The 15,850-nt window shown below is 63.9% G+C and carries 12 protein-coding genes and 1 tRNA gene; 8 read left to right on the top strand and 5 right to left on the bottom strand.

Annotated features, from left to right (window positions below; genetic code table 11):
* Window positions 1-101 precede the first annotated feature (101 nt).
* Window positions 102-566 carry a DUF2214 family protein gene (locus OKW30_RS05115; RefSeq protein ID WP_184071647.1) on the top strand — a complete coding sequence of 155 codons (465 nt, stop codon included), beginning with the start codon at window positions 102-104 and terminating at the stop codon, window positions 564-566.
* An 84-nt stretch (window positions 567-650) separates the two neighbouring features.
* On the opposite strand, the gene OKW30_RS05120 is transcribed toward OKW30_RS05115, so the two are convergent.
* From OKW30_RS05120 to OKW30_RS05140, 5 genes are all read right to left on the bottom strand, one after another.
* Window positions 651-2,525, bottom strand: a complete 1,875-nt coding sequence (locus OKW30_RS05120) for an ABC transporter ATP-binding protein (RefSeq protein ID WP_429346163.1) — start codon at window positions 2,523-2,525, stop codon at window positions 651-653.
* Between the two features lie 519 nt (window positions 2,526-3,044).
* Window positions 3,045-3,119 (bottom strand) — tRNA-Val (locus tag OKW30_RS05125).
* A gap of 48 nt (window positions 3,120-3,167) precedes the next feature.
* Window positions 3,168-3,902, bottom strand: coding sequence for a DNA polymerase III subunit epsilon (gene dnaQ, locus OKW30_RS05130; RefSeq protein WP_184071651.1), 735 nt, complete (start codon window positions 3,900-3,902; stop codon window positions 3,168-3,170).
* Between the two features lie 80 nt (window positions 3,903-3,982).
* The gene (gene rnhA / locus OKW30_RS05135; RefSeq protein WP_184028269.1) at window positions 3,983-4,429 is read right to left on the bottom strand and encodes a ribonuclease HI; all 447 of its coding nucleotides are present in this window, start codon (window positions 4,427-4,429) and stop codon (window positions 3,983-3,985) included.
* Window positions 4,426-5,316 carry a class I SAM-dependent methyltransferase gene (locus OKW30_RS05140; RefSeq protein ID WP_187627997.1) on the bottom strand — a complete coding sequence of 297 codons (891 nt, stop codon included), beginning with the start codon at window positions 5,314-5,316 and terminating at the stop codon, window positions 4,426-4,428. The genes rnhA and OKW30_RS05140 overlap by 4 nt, the downstream gene beginning before the upstream one ends.
* An 18-nt stretch (window positions 5,317-5,334) precedes the next feature.
* Here OKW30_RS05140 and gloB point away from each other — a divergent pair, with 18 nt between their 5' ends.
* The 7 genes from gloB (at window position 5,335) to OKW30_RS05175 (ending at window position 15,669) form a co-directional block, all read left to right on the top strand.
* Window positions 5,335-6,126, top strand: a complete 792-nt coding sequence (gene gloB, locus OKW30_RS05145; protein ID WP_429346164.1) for a hydroxyacylglutathione hydrolase — start codon at window positions 5,335-5,337, stop codon at window positions 6,124-6,126.
* 157 nt (window positions 6,127-6,283) lie between these two features.
* Window positions 6,284-7,972, top strand: coding sequence for a transglycosylase SLT domain-containing protein (locus tag OKW30_RS05150; protein WP_429346165.1), 1,689 nt, complete (start codon window positions 6,284-6,286; stop codon window positions 7,970-7,972).
* Between the two features lie 263 nt (window positions 7,973-8,235).
* Window positions 8,236-9,477: an MFS transporter gene (locus OKW30_RS05155; protein WP_429346166.1), complete on the top strand. Its 1,242-nt coding sequence runs from the start codon at window positions 8,236-8,238 to the stop codon at window positions 9,475-9,477.
* A 463-nt stretch (window positions 9,478-9,940) separates the two neighbouring features.
* Window positions 9,941-11,095: a glutamine-hydrolyzing carbamoyl-phosphate synthase small subunit gene (gene carA / locus OKW30_RS05160; protein ID WP_090801117.1), complete on the top strand. Its 1,155-nt coding sequence runs from the start codon at window positions 9,941-9,943 to the stop codon at window positions 11,093-11,095.
* Window positions 11,096-11,254: 159 nt separating this feature from the next.
* Window positions 11,255-14,509 carry a carbamoyl-phosphate synthase large subunit gene (carB, locus tag OKW30_RS05165; protein WP_429346167.1) on the top strand — a complete coding sequence of 1,085 codons (3,255 nt, stop codon included), beginning with the start codon at window positions 11,255-11,257 and terminating at the stop codon, window positions 14,507-14,509.
* Between the two features lie 153 nt (window positions 14,510-14,662).
* On the top strand, window positions 14,663-15,139 hold the full coding sequence (greA, locus tag OKW30_RS05170) for a transcription elongation factor GreA (RefSeq protein WP_026225947.1): 477 nt from the start codon (window positions 14,663-14,665) through the stop codon (window positions 15,137-15,139).
* Between the two features lie 20 nt (window positions 15,140-15,159).
* A complete protein-coding gene (locus tag OKW30_RS05175) occupies window positions 15,160-15,669 on the top strand; it encodes a DUF4149 domain-containing protein (RefSeq protein ID WP_026225946.1) in 510 nt (169 codons plus the stop codon).
* The last annotated feature ends 181 nt before the right edge of the window (window positions 15,670-15,850 follow it).

Below are 15,850 nucleotides of genomic sequence, written 5' to 3' on the forward strand. Positions count from 1 at the left end.
CCCGAAGCGAAGCTTCGTCGATAATGCAATCAAGGCGCCCGGCCTGCAGGCGGGCGAGTGGGACACTCATCGATCATATTGCGTCTTACGCAGGAGTCGCCATGCTGGTTCGCTGGTTGCTTGCCGCCCTTCATCTGCTCGCGTATGGTTTTGCGCTCGCGTCGATTCTCAGACGCACGTGGTCGCTGCGTCGCGCGTCGGTGCCCGCCGCGTTGCGTTCGGTGTTCCGCGCCGATTCAGGCTGGGGCATCGCCGCGCTGGTGCTGATCGTGACCGGCCTGATGCGCATGTTCGGTAGCTATGAGAAGGGCGCCGACTACTACCTGCACCAGCCGCTCTTTCACGTGAAGATGACGTTGCTGGTGCTGATCCTGATCCTCGAAGTGCCCACGATGCTCGGCCTGATGCGCTGGCGCGCGTCGATCCGCAGCGGCGCGGCGCCGAATCTGAAGAAGGCGCGATCTTACGCGCATTTCAGCGTGATCCAGACCGTGCTGCTGGTTCTGATGGTGTTTGCCGCGACCGGAATGGCGCGCGGCATCGGGTTGCCCGCCGGCGCGGTGTAGCGCGGCGGGTCTTCTATTGCCAAGGGCTGGTGGCGCCGGGCGTGGCATCGTTTGCCGTGAAGCCTGGTGCATGCCTGCGTCGCGCTAGCCGACCAATAAGCCAGAATCGTCGACCCGGTCGGCTTTGACCTTTGCCGACTCGTGCACAAGCTCCGGCTCGCCGAGACCCTTGATCAGCTCCAGCGCCTGACGCTCGAACAAGCGACGGTACAAGCCGTTGTCGCGTTTGATCAGCGCGTCGTGGCTGCCTTCCTCGATCACCTTGCCCTTGTCGAGCACGAGGAGCCGGTCGAGCGCGCGCACCGTCGACAGCCGATGCGCGACCACCAGCGTCGTGCGCCCCTGCATCAGCCGCTCCATCGCGCGCTGGATCAGCACTTCGCTTTCGCTGTCGAGGCTCGACGTGGCTTCGTCCAGAATCAGGATCGGCGCGTCGGCGAGAAAAGCCCGCGCGATCGCGACGCGTTGACGCTCGCCGCCCGATAGCTTGATGCCGCGTTCGCCGACCAGCGTGTCGTAGCCGTTCGGCAGCGCGGCGATGAAGTCGTGCGCGCTCGCGAGCCGCGCGGCCCGCTCGATGTCGGCGCGGCTCGCGCCGGGCCGTCCATACGCGATGTTCTCGGCAAGCGAGCGGTGAAACAGTAGCGGCTCCTGCTGGACGATCGCGATCTGGCTGCGCAGCGACGCTTGCTGGACCTGCGCGATGTCCTGGCCGTCGATCGTGATCCGCCCGCCCGAAATGTCGTGAAGGCGCTGGATCAGCTTGATGAAGGTCGTCTTGCCCGAGCCGGAATGACCGACCAGCCCGACGCGCTCGCCCGCCGCGATGCGGATGGAAAAGTCGTCGTAGAGCGGCCGGCTGTGCGCGCCATAGTGAAACGACACCTGCTCGAAGCGGATCTCGCCGTCGCGGATCGCGATGGCGCCGGCGCCGGGACGATCCTCGACGCCGAGCGGCTGACTCTCGAGCGACACCAGTTCCTCCATGTCGTTGACCGAGCGCTGCAGGTTACGGATGTGCATGCCGATGTCACGCAGATAGCCTTGCAGCATGAAGAACATCGTCAGCGCGAACGTGATGTCGCCGACGCTCGCTTCGCCGCGTGCCCACAGCAGTAGCGCCACGCCGAGAATCGCCGCCTGGATCGCGGCCAGCATGCCGCCCTGGAGGCCGCCGTTGAGCGTGCCGCGCACCCACGTGCGGCGTGTGCGTTGCCGCCATTTGCCGATCACGTGCGCGAGGCGCGCTTCCTCGCGCGCTTCCGCGCCGAATGCCTTGACGACGCCGTTGCAGCTGACCGCATCGGCGAGCGCGCCGCCCATGCGTGTGTCCCACGCGTTCGCGAGACGCGCGGACGGCGCGACGAAGCCCAGCGACACCGTCACGGTCACGCCGATATACAGCAGCGAGCCGATGCCGACGACGATGCCCATCATGAGCCAGCGCGAGCCGAGCAGCAGGGTCGCGCCGATCAGCATCGCCAGCGATGGCAGCAGCGCGATCAGCAGCGTGTCATTCAGCAGGTCGAGCGCCCACATGCCGCGCGTGATCTTGCGCACGGTCGAGCCGGCGAAGCTGTTCGCGTGCCAGTCGGTCGAAAAGCGCTGCACGCGATGAAACGCGCGCGCGGCGATCTCGCTCATCATCTTCAGCGTGAAGCGGATGATGTTGAAGTACACGCCCTGGCGCAGCAGCGTCGCGGTGAGGCCGAGCGCGGCGAGCGCGCCGAAGGCCGCGAGCGCGTGATGCCAGACGGGCGCCGACGACGCCGGACCGGCCGCGATCGCGTCGACGAGACGTCCGGCGAAGACCGGCGTCAGGATGTCCGCGCCCGCCGTGAACAGCGCGAGCGCCGCGATCACGACGATGCGCCCCGGCTGTTGCGCCCAGTGACGGAAGGTGAAGCCGAGGACATCCTTGAAGGCTTGTCCGCGAAAGTCGAGTTTTCTGTTGGCCATTTGCTTTGGGCCCGGCGAAGCACGAGCGCGCCGAGATTCCAGTCAGAAGCGAAAAAGGGGTAGACAGCCAGCGGATGCCGGAATCCGCGCGGCAAGGCGCGAAAAAATACGACGGCAAACAACGGCAACGGAACAACGGACTGTCTGGAATGAACGCGGTGCGCCTGCCGAGGCGGCGGCGCATCAGCGACAACGCTGCGGCTTCAAGGTCGCATCGGTCGTGGCGGACGGGCCGGCGGTCGTGGAACCATGCGGGGGAGCGCGCGATGCACTGCAAACATGTGGCGCTTCCCTGAGATGGTTCAAGATGGAGAAACCGGACGGAGCCGGACCGGGCGAATGCCCGTTTGCCGAATATAGCAATAGTGCGGGGCGCTCGCCAACCTACGGAACGACGTGGTTCTATAGCCAACGATATCTCGTATGGCGCACGCGACGTTATTTGCCGGCAAATAGAAAAAGGGCTTACGCATTGCTGCGTAAGCCCTTTTGTCTTCGGTGATCGACACACCAAGAATCTGGTGGGTAGTACTGGGATCGAACCAGTGACCCCTGCCGTGTGAAGGCAGTGCTCTACCGCTGAGCTAACCACCCGAAGAGATCGAAATTATGTCAGGGAATTTAGGGTTCGTCTAGTCTTTTTTAAGCAGTTTGCTCATCAGTTGCCGGCGCGGGTTCAAGACGCCATACGCTCGCGCCTTTGAGCGCCTTGTCGAGATCGTCGAGTACGGCTTCGTGCGCGGTGCTTTCGTCATCGCTCGCAGCGATCACGACCAGCTCCAGCGAGTCGAGTGCGACGCGCGGCGCATGCGTATCGCCGCCGGCCTGCGCTTCGCCGAGCATGTCGATGACGAGGCTTTCCTGACCGCGCGTCATCGCCAGATAGACCTCGGCGAGCAGTTCCGAGTCGAGCAGCGCGCCGTGCAGCGTACGGTGCGCATTGCTGATGCCGAAGCGGTCGCACAGCGCATCGAGCGAATTGCGCTTGCCGGGGAACATCTGCTTGGCTTGCGCGAGCGTGTCGATAATCTCGCCGCAGTGCATGCTCACTGGCGGCAGACCGAGCAGCGCGAACTCGGCGTCGAGAAAGCCGATGTCGAATGGCGCGTTGTGGATGATCAGGTCCGCGTCCTGGATGAAATCGCGGAACTGGTCGATGATCTCCGCGAACTTCGGCTTATCGCTCAAAAATTCCGTGGTGAGGCCGTGCACCGCAAGCGCGCCCGGATCGCTGTCGCGCTCGGGGTTGATATAGAAGTGCAGGTTGTTGCCGGTCAGCCGGCGGTTCACGAGCTCGACGCAACCGAGTTCGAGAATCCGGTCGCCGCCGCGGGCGTTCAGGCCGGTAGTTTCGGTATCGAGGATCAGTTGACGCATGTCGGATTAGCCTGCTTCGAAAAAATTGCGGAAAAAAGCGGGGAGGGCGGCGCGCGGTGTTGCCGATGCGCGCACGCTCTTTACATCTCGGCGAGCGATGCCACGCCGCGATTGGCCAACTGATCGGCGCGCTCGTTTTCCGGGTGGCCATTGTGGCCGCGCACCCAGCGCCATTCAATCTCGTGTTGCGCGACGAGCGCATCGAGCCGCTTCCACAGATCGGCGTTCTTGACCGGCTGTTTCGCCGCGGTGACCCAGCCTTTCTTCTTCCAGCCGTGAATCCACTCGCTGATGCCTTTCTGTACGTACTGCGAGTCGGTGTGCACGATCGCCTTGCACGGGCGCTTCAACGCCTCGAGCGCGGAAATCACGCCCATCAGCTCCATGCGATTGTTGGTCGTGTTGGCCTCGCCGCCGAACAGTTCTTTTTCCTGGCTGCCGAAGCGCAGCAACGCGCCCCAGCCGCCAGGGCCGGGATTGCCCTTGCAGGCGCCGTCGGTATAGATGTCGATGTGATCTGGAGTCATTCGGTGTGGTTTCGTGTGTTCGGGGTGGCGGCGGGCGCGAGGCCTGCCGCGAGCACGGGCTTTTTCACTTTGAGCGGCCCGACGAGACGCATGCCGCGCACGCGTTTGATCGCCTTGATCATGTAGGTGGCGCCGAAAATCGGCCACCAGCGGTCGCCGGCGGCTTCCATGAAGCCGTAACGCGCGAGCCATTGATCGCTCGCGAGCGGCGGACGATAGCAGCCGAAGCGCCCGCGTTCAAGGTCGAAGCCGAGCAGCTTGATCCAGTCCTTCAGGCGCGTGAACGCGATCAGATCGACGGCGGAGGGCACGAACGGGCGGCCTGTCATCTTGCCGATCGACTGCCGTACTCCCCACAGCGACAACGAGTTGAAGCCGAGGATGATCAGTTGGCCTTCAGGCACCAGCACGCGTTCGGCTTCGCGCAACAGCCGATGCGGGTCGCTGGTGAATTCGAGCGTATGCGGCATCACGAGCAGGTCGACGCTTTGCGCTTCGAACGGCAGATCGAGCAGGTCGCACCAGACCGCGCTGCGCCCGGCCGGCGCGTGCAGACCAGGGGCGCCTCGCGCGGCGTTCGAGGGGTTGTCGTCGCCAGCGTCGCCAGCGTTGCCCGCGCTGCTGATGCCGCTTACGCTGCCACGACGTGCCCAGCGCGGATACGTGTACGGCGCGCTCGCGCCGCTCGCCGCGTCGAGCACGAGGCCGCGGCACGGCATGCGGTTCTCGCGCAACGCGTCGAGCTGCGGCAGGCCGAGTTGCAGCGCATGATAGCCGAACACGTCCGACACCACGCGATCGAGCTGGGTTTGCTCCCAGTCGAGCACGTAGCGGCCTGGCGGCGAATCGGTCCAGGCGGGCCAGTCTATAATCGCTCGGTCAGTCATATTAAAAATGCGTCGCCTATGAATGCGCTCGAGTACGTACCGGTCCCGGCGTTTGAAGACAATTACATCTGGGTCATTGCCGACGGACACCACGCGGTCGTCGTCGATCCGGGCGAAGCCGCCCCTGTGCGCGCCTGTCTGGCCCAACGAGGCTGGCGGCTGAGCGCTATTTTACTCACGCACCATCATCAAGACCACGTCGGCGGGGTGGCCGATCTGCTGAACGGCCAGGACGTGCCGGTCTACGGCCCCGCCAGCGAAGCGATCGCGCACCTGACACATCGTCTCAAAAGTGGCGATCACGTGACGATCGCTGTACCCGCACTTGAATTCAGCGTGCTCGACGTGCCCGGTCACACGAGCGGACACATCGCCTATTTCCATGCGGCCGATACGCGCGGCACGCCGCACGTGTTTTGCGGCGACACACTGTTCGCGTGCGGTTGCGGGCGCCTTTTCGAAGGCACGCCGCAGCAGATGCTGAATTCGCTCGATGCGCTCGCCGCGCTGCCCGGCGCAACCGAAGTGCATTGCGCACACGAATACACGCTGTCGAACATTCGCTTCGCGCTCGCTTGCGAGCCGCACAATGCCGAACTGCAGGCGTGGCGCGACAAGGCGAACGAGTTGCGCGCCCGCCACCAGCCGACGCTGCCGACCACGATCGCGCACGAGCGCGCGGTCAATCCGTTCCTGCGCGCAGGCGAGCCGGCGATCCAGTCGAACCTCGAAGCACGATTGCACGAAACGGTGTCTGACCGGCTGAAGGCCTTCACATTGATGCGCGAATGGAAGAACCGCTTCCGTTGATCCGGAGCGCATTCGGCGGTTCTTCACGCGATGAATCGGAAAAATTCGCCAAGCCCCAGATTTGGTTGATTTTTTTCTTGATTTTCCAATTGACGGAAACGTTGACGTTTCGTACTATCGGCTGCAAATTCCAGCCCTTGTGGAAACCGAGACGTTCATGCGATTTATCTTAAGTGCGTTGTTGGTCCTGACACTCGCCGCGTGCGCGAGTCAGGGACCGACGACGAATACCGCCACTAACCCCGCCAGCCAGCAGGCCGTAGCCGACGCCCTTCGCAAGAACGCCACCGCTAAAGAAACCATCAACGTCGACCAGAGCTCCGTCAATCAGTTGACGAGCGAGGACGCCGATCTGTGGGGCCGCATTCGCCGTGGCTTCCAGATGCCGGACCTGCAGAGCGACCTCGTCGACATGCAGCTGAACTGGTATCTGCAGCGTCCCGATTACGTGCAGCGCATGACCGAGCGCTCGCAGAAATACCTGTATCACATCGTCGAGGAACTTGAGTCGCGCCATATGCCGACCGAGCTCGCGCTCCTGCCGTTCATCGAGTCTGCATATAGCCCGCAGGCTTTGTCGGTCGCCAAGGCTGCGGGTATGTGGCAGTTCATGCCGGGCACGGGCCGGACCTACAACCTGAAGCAGAACATGTGGCAGGACGAGCGCCGCGACGTGCTTGCGTCGACCAGTGCCGCGCTCGACTACCTGTCGAACCTGCACGACATGTTCGGCGACTGGCAACTCGCGCTCGCTGCGTATAACTGGGGCGAGGGCAACGTGCAGCGCGCGATCGCGCGCAACGAGGCGGCGGGTCTGCCGACCGACTACATGAGCCTGCGTCTGCCGAACGAAACGCGCAACTACGTGCCGAAGCTGCAAGCGGTCAAGAACCTCGTGATGAACCCGCAGATGTACGGGCTCACCCTGCCGTCTATTCCGAACCACCCGTACTTCGTGACGGTCACGACCTCGCACGACATCGACGTCGACGTCGCCGCGCGGCTCGCCAACATGTCGACGGACGAGTTCCGTTCGCTGAACCCGTCGTTCAGGAAGCCGGTGATTCTCGGCGCGACGCAGCCGCAGATTCTGTTGCCTTTCGACAACGCGTCCGCGTTCGAGCGCAATCTGAAAACGTACTCGGGCTCGCTGTCGTCCTGGACCACCTACACGGTCGATGCACGCGCGACGCCCGCGGCGATCGCACAGAAGATCGGCGTCGACCCCGACACGCTGATGGAAGTGAACAAGATTCCGGTCGGTATGCGCCTGAAGCCGGGCTCGACGATCGTCGTGCCGCGCGGCTCGGACGACGACGAGGACATCAGCGCCGACGTCGCCGAAAGCGCGGTGCTCGCGATGGAACCCGACGTACCCGACACGCGCAAGATGCTGATCCGCGTGCGTCGCAATCAGTCGATGGCGGCCATCGCGGTGCGCTACGGCGTGTCGGTCGGTCAGCTGAAGGCGTGGAACAGGACGCATCGCGATCAGGTTGCGCGCGGCCAGGTGATCGTGCTGCACGTGCCGGTCGGCAAGCCGGTACCCAGCGAGCCGGGTCCGGAAAAGATCGCCGCCGACGTGCAAGGCGGCAGTGTGCAGAAGATTGGCGTCCACGTCGCAGACACACACGGTGAATCGCGCTACGATAAGAAGAAAGGGCGCGGCCACTCCGCCGTCGTCAAGGTCTCCGAGCCGGGCGGCAAGGGTAACAAGCCGGCGGCGCCCGTTGCCAGCAAGGGCAAGGTCGAGAAGGTCTCGGCCTCGGAGCCCGGCAAGGCGTCGAAGGCCGCGGCTGAGAGCCGCCCGAAGACCGTGGCCAACGCGAAGAAGAAGGGTAAATAGACCAATAGCGGCTCTCACGGTAGTGACCACATGCGTTGCGGGGGCAGCGCATGGATTGCGCTCCGATCACGTACCGTGTTCATCCAACGCCGTCACCTCAGGGTGACGGCGTTTTTCATTTCGCGGACGATTCCTGCGCGTTTGCGGTATTTACTTTATTGTTCGTGCTTCGGCCGCGTTGCCCGCGGGGTGCCGGTCCGTCCTGATCCGTCCGAACCTCGGGAGAGGTTCTTGAGGTCATTTCCAGGTTTACTTCCTGATTTATGTCGTCGACCCAACTGCGCGTCTTTCTGCTTTTTTCCGCCGGCTACTTCGTCTCTTACGTGTTTCGCGGCGTCAATCTTGGTTTCGCGCCGTTCATCACGCGCGATCTCGGTCTGTCAGCCGCCGATCTGGGTGTGCTGACGAGTCTGTATTTCCTCGGTTTCGCGGGCGCGCAGATCCCCGCTGGCGTGCTGCTCGATCACTTCGGCGCGCGTCGCGTGACCTCCGTCACGTTGCTTTTTGCCGCGCTCGGCATCTGGGTATTCGGCGCCGCGCACAGCCTCGGCATGATGATGGTCGGGCGGCTGCTGATCGGCGTTGGCGTGTCGGTGTGCCTCGGCGCCGCGTTCAAGGCGCTCGCGCAGCATTTTCCGGTGGCGCGTTTGCCATTGATGAACGGGCTTGTGATGGCGATCGGCGGTTTCGGCGGCGTGATGGTCGGTTCGCCGCTCACGTGGGTGCTCGGTTTTTCCAGCTGGCGCCCGGTTTGCGTCGGACTCGGTGTGTTGACGGTAGCGGTTGCGCTCGCGCAATGGACGCTCGCTCCGGACGCGCGCGAAACGCATCGCCAGGCGAGCATCGTCGCGCAGTTCAAGGGTACGTGGCACATCCTGCGCAGCGCGGCTTTCTGGAAAATCGCGTCGTTCTCGGTCGTTACGCAAGGCGTCTTCTACGCGATGCAGTCGTTGTGGGTCGGAGCATGGCTGCGCGACGTACAAGGCTTCGAGCCGCACCAGGCGGCGGCGCTCGTGTCGATTCTCGGCTTCGCGATGATGGCCGGCTGCGTCGGTTTCGGCGCGGCGGCGCGTAGTCTCGAGCGGCGCGGCCTCTCGCTGTACGCGTTCTGCGGCATCGGCATGGCGCTATATGTGCTGACGCAGATGCTCATCATGTTTAACGCGCCGTTGCCGGCGAGCCTGTTGTGGGCCGCCTACGGCATCTTCGGCGGCACCGGGATTCTGAGCTACGCGGTGATGGCGCGGCATTTCCCGCCGCAGATGATCGGCCGGGTCAACACGACGCTGACGCTAATTATTTTTCTGCTGATCTTCGGTTTCCAGATCGGCGTTGGCGCGGTGCTGTCGCACTGGCCGGCGAGCGGCGGGCATTACCCGGCGCTCGCGCATCTGAGCGCGTGGAAAATCCTCGTCGCGCTGCAGGTGCTGAGTGCGATCTGGTACGTGTTGCCGGGTCGGCAGCTTGTCCGTTCGGGCGAGATGTGCGCGGAACAGGAGGCCTGAACGGCCGCGCCAGGCCTTGCGTCGGACCCGGAGGGGCCGCCACGGCGGTTCGGTCCCCGTCAATAGTGGTGTCTCGACAGAACCGCATAGACAGGCGTGGCAAGTACCTGGCGACGCGGCCCGGCAAGGCTTTGAAGGTCCGCCCAGGCACGTCGCCTCAACGCCTCGTCCTATCTCCCATTTGGAGGGGACAGTGGATTCAGGCTATAATTTGAAGGTTTGAGCTTATCCACCCGCACCCTAGCGCCTACCTCCCCCATACCGTTCATCCGCCGCGCGCCATTGGCGTAGCAAGAAGGGCTCCACACCCAGCCGAGTCGTCCGCACAATGGACCCGTCGCGCCCCTTGCAGCGTCACCCGGCAACTCGCGAGCGAGTCTGCGCGCGCATCCACGATGTGTTTCGCTGCGGCTTGCAATCGGATAGACAGGTGGCAACAGGGTGTTCCCCCAAGGAGTCTCCCGTGTTGCCGTCATTTTCTCCCGCTCTACTCGCGCTCGCCGACGGCACGGTCTTTCGTGGTTATTCGATCGGCGCCCCCGGGCATACCATCGGTGAAGTCGTGTTCAACACTGCCATCACCGGCTATCAGGAAATCCTGACTGACCCGAGCTACGCGCGCCAGATCGTGACTCTCACGTACCCGCATATCGGCAACGTCGGCGTGAATGCCGAAGACGTCGAAGCGACGAAAGTCCATGCCGCCGGCCTGATCATCCGTGATCTGCCGGTTCTCGCGTCGAACTTCCGCATGGAGGGCACGCTCCCGCAATATCTGCAGGACGAAGGCGTGGTCGCCATCGCCGGCATCGACACTCGCAAGCTGACCCGCCTCCTGCGCGACAAGGGCGCGCAAAACGGCGCGATCCTCGCTGGTTCCGACGACGAAGCGAAGGCCATCGAACTCGCGCGCTCGTTCCCGGGTCTCGCCGGCATGGACCTCGCGAAGGTCGTGTCGACCCAGGAAACCTACGAGTGGACCAAAACCGAATGGCGTCTGGGCACGGGCTACGGCGAGCAGAAAGCGCCGACGTACCGCGTGGTCGCATTCGACTACGGCGTCAAGCAGAACATCCTGCGCATGCTGGCCGAGCGCGGCTGCCATGTCACCGTGCTGCCGGCGCAAGCGAGCGCCGCTGACGCGCTCGAGCTCAACCCCGACGGCGTGTTCCTGTCGAACGGCCCGGGCGACCCTGAGCCGTGCGACTACGCGATAGCGGCGACCAGGGAGTTCATCGAGCGCGGCATTCCGACCTTCGGCATCTGCCTGGGCCACCAGATCATGGGCCTCGCGGTCGGCGCGAAGACGATGAAGATGAAGACCGGCCATCACGGCGCGAACCATCCGGTCAAGGATCTCGAAGACGGCCGCGTGGTGATCACGTCGCAGAACCATGGTTTCGCGGTCGATGCCGACACGCTGCCCGCCAACGCGCGCGTGACCCACGTGTCGCTGTTCGACGGCACGCTGCAGGGCTTCGCGCTGACCGACAAGCCGGCGTTCTGCTTCCAGGGCCACCCGGAAGCATCGCCCGGTCCGAACGACATCGCGTACCTGTTCGACCGCTTCACCGCGTTGATGGACGCGCACAAGAACGGCAAGAGCGCAGCGGCTTGAAGTAGTACAGGCCGGCCGCAGAGGCCAGCCGGAAGCGGCTCGCGGCGGCCGCCGCCGCAGCCCGCGGCGCTACGCGGCGGGCATGCCGCGAAACAGCGCGCGCAACGTGAAAACGGCGCGCCGACGGAAAGAATTCAGGAATACATTAGCGAGAGCGTTATGCCCAAGCGGACAGACATCAAGAGCATCCTCATCATCGGCGCGGGTCCGATCATCATCGGTCAGGCGTGCGAGTTCGATTATTCGGGCGCGCAGGCATGCAAGGCGCTGCGTGAGGAAGGCTACAAGGTCATTCTCGTCAACAGCAATCCGGCGACGATCATGACCGACCCGAACACGGCCGACGTGACCTATATCGAGCCGATCACGTGGGAAGTGGTCGAGCGCATCATCGCGAAGGAGCGCCCGGACGCGATCCTGCCGACGATGGGCGGCCAGACCGCGCTGAACTGCGCGCTCGACCTGCACGCGCACGGCGTGCTGGCGAAGTACGAGGTCGAGCTGATCGGCGCATCGCCGGAAGCGATCGACAAAGCGGAAGACCGCCAGAAGTTCAAGGACGCGATGACCAGGATCGGCCTCGGTTCGGCCAAGTCGGGCACCGCGCATTCGATGGAAGAAGCGCTGCAGGTGCAGGCGAAGATCGCCGTGGAAACTGGCAGCGGCGGCTATCCGGTCGTGATCCGTCCGTCGTTCACGCTGGGCGGCTCGGGCGGCGGCATCGCGTACAACCGCGACGAGTTCGAAGAGATCTGCAAGCGTGGGCTCGACCTGTCGCCGACGCGCGAGCTGCTGATCGAAGAGTCGCTGCTCGGCTGGAAAGAGTACGAAATGGAAGTGGTCCGCGACAAGGCGGATAACTGCATCATCGTCTGCTCGATCGAAAACCTCGACCCGATGGGCATCCACACCGGCGACTCGATCACGGTCGCTCCGGCGCAGACGCTGACCGACAAGGAATACCAGATCCTGCGTAACGCGTCGCTCGCGGTGCTGCGCGAGATCGGCGTCGACACGGGCGGCTCGAACGTGCAGTTCTCGATCAATCCGAAAGACGGCCGCATGATCGTGATCGAAATGAACCCGCGCGTGTCGCGGTCGTCGGCGCTGGCGTCGAAGGCAACCGGCTTCCCGATCGCGAAGGTCGCGGCGAAGCTGGCGGTCGGCTACACGCTGGATGAACTCAAGAACGAAATCACCGGCGGCCAGACCCCGGCATCGTTCGAACCGACGATCGACTACGTCGTCACGAAGATCCCGCGTTTCGCGTTCGAGAAATTCCGTGAAGCCGATTCGCGCCTGACCACGCAGATGAAGTCGGTCGGCGAAGTGATGGCGATCGGCCGCACGTTCCAGGAGTCGTTCCAGAAAGCGCTGCGCGGCCTCGAAGTCGGCGTCGACGGTCTCGATGAAAAGACCGCCAATCGCGACGAGATCATCCGCGAGATCGGCGAAGCTGGTCCGGATCGCATCTGGTATGTTGGCGACGCGTTCCGTGTGGGCATGAGCGCGCAAGAGATCTTCGAGGAGACCGCGATCGACCCGTGGTTCCTCGCACAGATCGAACAGATCGTGCTGAAGGAAAATGCGCTGGCAGGCCGCACGCTGGCGAGCCTGACGAAGGAGGAGCTGAAGTATCTGAAACAAAGCGGCTTCTCGGATCGTCGTCTGGCCAAGCTGCTCGGCGCGAAGCCGGCGGACGTGCGCGCTCGTCGTATCGAGTTGAACGTGCGTCCGGTGTATAAGCGCGTCGACACCTGCGCGGCCGAGTTCGCAACCAGGACCGCGTACATGTACTCGACCTACGAGGAAGAGTGCGAAGCGAATCCGACCAGCAACAGGAAGATCATGGTGCTGGGCGGCGGCCCGAACCGGATCGGCCAGGGTATCGAGTTCGACTACTGCTGCGTGCATGCCGCGCTCGCGATGCGCGAGGACGGCTATGAAACGATCATGGTCAACTGCAACCCGGAAACCGTGTCGACCGACTACGACACCTCCGACCGTCTGTACTTCGAATCGCTGACGCTCGAAGACGTGCTCGAAATCGTCGACAAGGAAAAGCCGGTCGGCGTGATCGTGCAGTACGGCGGCCAGACGCCGCTGAAGCTCGCGCTCGACCTTGAGGCGAACGGTGTGCCGATCATCGGTACGTCGCCGGACATGATCGACGCGGCCGAAGACCGCGAGCGCTTCCAGAAGCTGCTGCAGGACCTCGGTCTGCGCCAGCCGCCGAACCGCACCGCGCGCGCCGAAGACGAAGCACTGAAGCTCGCCGACGAAATCGGCTATCCGCTCGTCGTGCGTCCGTCGTACGTGCTGGGCGGCCGCGCGATGGAAATCGTCCACGAGCCGCGAGATCTCGAGCGCTATATGCGCGAGGCGGTGAAGGTGTCGAACGACTCGCCGGTGCTGCTCGACCGCTTCCTGAACGACGCGATCGAATGCGACGTGGATTGCATTTCCGATGGCGATGCCGTGTTCATCGGCGGCGTGATGGAGCACATCGAACAGGCGGGCGTGCACTCGGGCGACTCGGCCTGCTCGCTGCCGCCGTATTCGCTATCGAAGGCGACCGTCGCCGAACTGAAGAGCCAGACCGCTGCGATGGCGACGGCGCTGAACGTGGTCGGCCTGATGAACGTGCAGTTCGCGATCCAGCAGGTACCGCAGGCTGACGGCTCGAAGGACGACATCATCTACGTGCTCGAAGTGAACCCGCGCGCGTCGCGCACGGTGCCGTACGTGTCGAAGGCGACCAGCCTGCCGCTCGCGAAGATCGCAGCGCGCGCGATGGTCGGCCAGAAGCTCGCCGCGCAAGGCGTGGCGAAGGAAGTCGAGCCGCCGTACTTCAGCGTGAAGGAAGCGGTATTCCCGTTCGTCAAGTTCCCGGCGGTCGACCCGGTGCTCGGACCTGAAATGCGTTCGACCGGCGAAGTGATGGGCGTCGGCCAGACGTTCGGCGAGGCTCTGTTCAAGTCGCAGCTCGCGGCGGGTTCGCGTCTGCCCGAATCGGGCACGGTGCTGCTGACCGTGATGGACGCCGACAAACCGAAGGCAGTCGAAGTCGCGCGCATGCTGCACGAGCTCGGCTACCCGATCGTCGCGACCAAGGGCACGGCTGCCGCGATCGAAGCGGCCGGCGTGCCAGTCAAGGTCGTCAACAAGGTGAAGGACGGCCGTCCGCACATCGTCGACATGATCAAGAACGGCGAGATCGCGCTCGTTTTCACGACCGTCGACGAAACGCGCGCGGCGATCGCCGATTCGCGTTCGATCCGCATGAGCGCGCAGGCGAACAAGGTCACCTACTACACGACGATGTCGGGCGCGCGCGCGGCGGTGGAGGGTCTTCGTTATCTGAAGAACCTGGAAGTCTATGATTTACAAGGACTCCATGCTCGCCTAAACTAAGGCTTCGACTAGCTGTCCAAGATGTAAGTGCCGCGGTTAAGCGGCGTTCCGCAGGTGCTGCGGCCCGGGTTTGTCCACGGGCGGCGGCTTTCGCGGAATGCACTTAACCGCGGTGATTTTTTTTATGGCCGTTTTTTGCCTCCAGAGTTGTTTATGAGCACTATTCCATTGACGAAGCGCGGCGCAGACATGCTGCGCGATGAATTGCAGCGCCTGAAATCGGTTGAACGTCCGGCCGTGATCAACTCGATCGCGGAAGCGCGCGCCCAGGGCGATCTGTCGGAAAACGCGGAATACGACGCTGCGAAGGAAAAGCAGGGCTTCATCGAAGGCCGTATCGCCGAAATCGAGTCGAAGCTCGCGGGCGCGCAGGTGATCGATCCGTCGCAAGTGGAAGCGGACGGCCGCGTGGTGTTCGGCGCGACGCTCGAGCTCGAAGACCTCGAGTCGGGTGCGTCGGTCAAATACCAGATCGTCGGCGACGACGAAGCGGACATCGACCACGGCCTGATCTCGATCAGCTCGCCGATCGCGCGTGCGCTGATCGGCAAGTCGGAAGGCGACGTCGCGTCGGTGCAAGCACCGGGCGGCGTGCGCGAATACGAAATCATCGCGGTCAGCTACATCTGAGGGTGGCACCGGTGTCTTTGATGCCGCATCGTTTTTTCCGCCTGTTGACGGTGGTGTGGGTCGGTAGTCTGTTGACTATCGGCTATGCGGTTGCGCCCGTGCTGTTCACGACGCTCGACCGGATGACGGCGGGCGCCGTCGCCGCGCAGCTGTTTCGTATTCAGGGTGTGATTGGCGTCGTGTGCGGCATTTTGCTGCTCGGTCTCGCCAATTTGCTCGTGCGGCGCGGGAGTGGCGCATATCGCCGCTTGCGCTGGCTGCTCGCCGGTATGCTCGTATGCGTGCTGGTTGGCTATTTCGCGTTGCAGCCGTTCATGAACGCGATGCGCGTGGCGGCGCTCGAGGCGGGCAGCGACATCGGGCATTCCGTTTATGCGACGCGCTTCGGCATCCTGCATGGCGTGTCCAGTCTGTTCTACCTGATCGAGAGCCTGCTAGGGGTTGCGCTCGTTTGGCTGCTGCCGGCGCCTGTTGGTGCCGCGGCCGAGGAAGAGGGCGCGCGCGGCGTCACGGGCAAGGTGGCGGGCTGAAGCTCGCGGGTGGCTGATGGTGTGACGGTGCGCGTGCCATGGCCGCCGGGTCGATGCCGATGCCCGCGATGACCCTCACAATGCGACGAATCGTCGCGATTCCGGTGTCCAACTACGGTTTATTCGCGCTGCTTCGGGCCTCGCGCTCAAGGCCGCCAATGCGCAGTGCGGAGTCGGTCCG

Origin of the sequence: Paraburkholderia sp. Clong3, assembly GCF_050436485.1 — a bacterium.
GTDB lineage: Bacteria > Pseudomonadota > Gammaproteobacteria > Burkholderiales > Burkholderiaceae > Paraburkholderia > Paraburkholderia tuberum.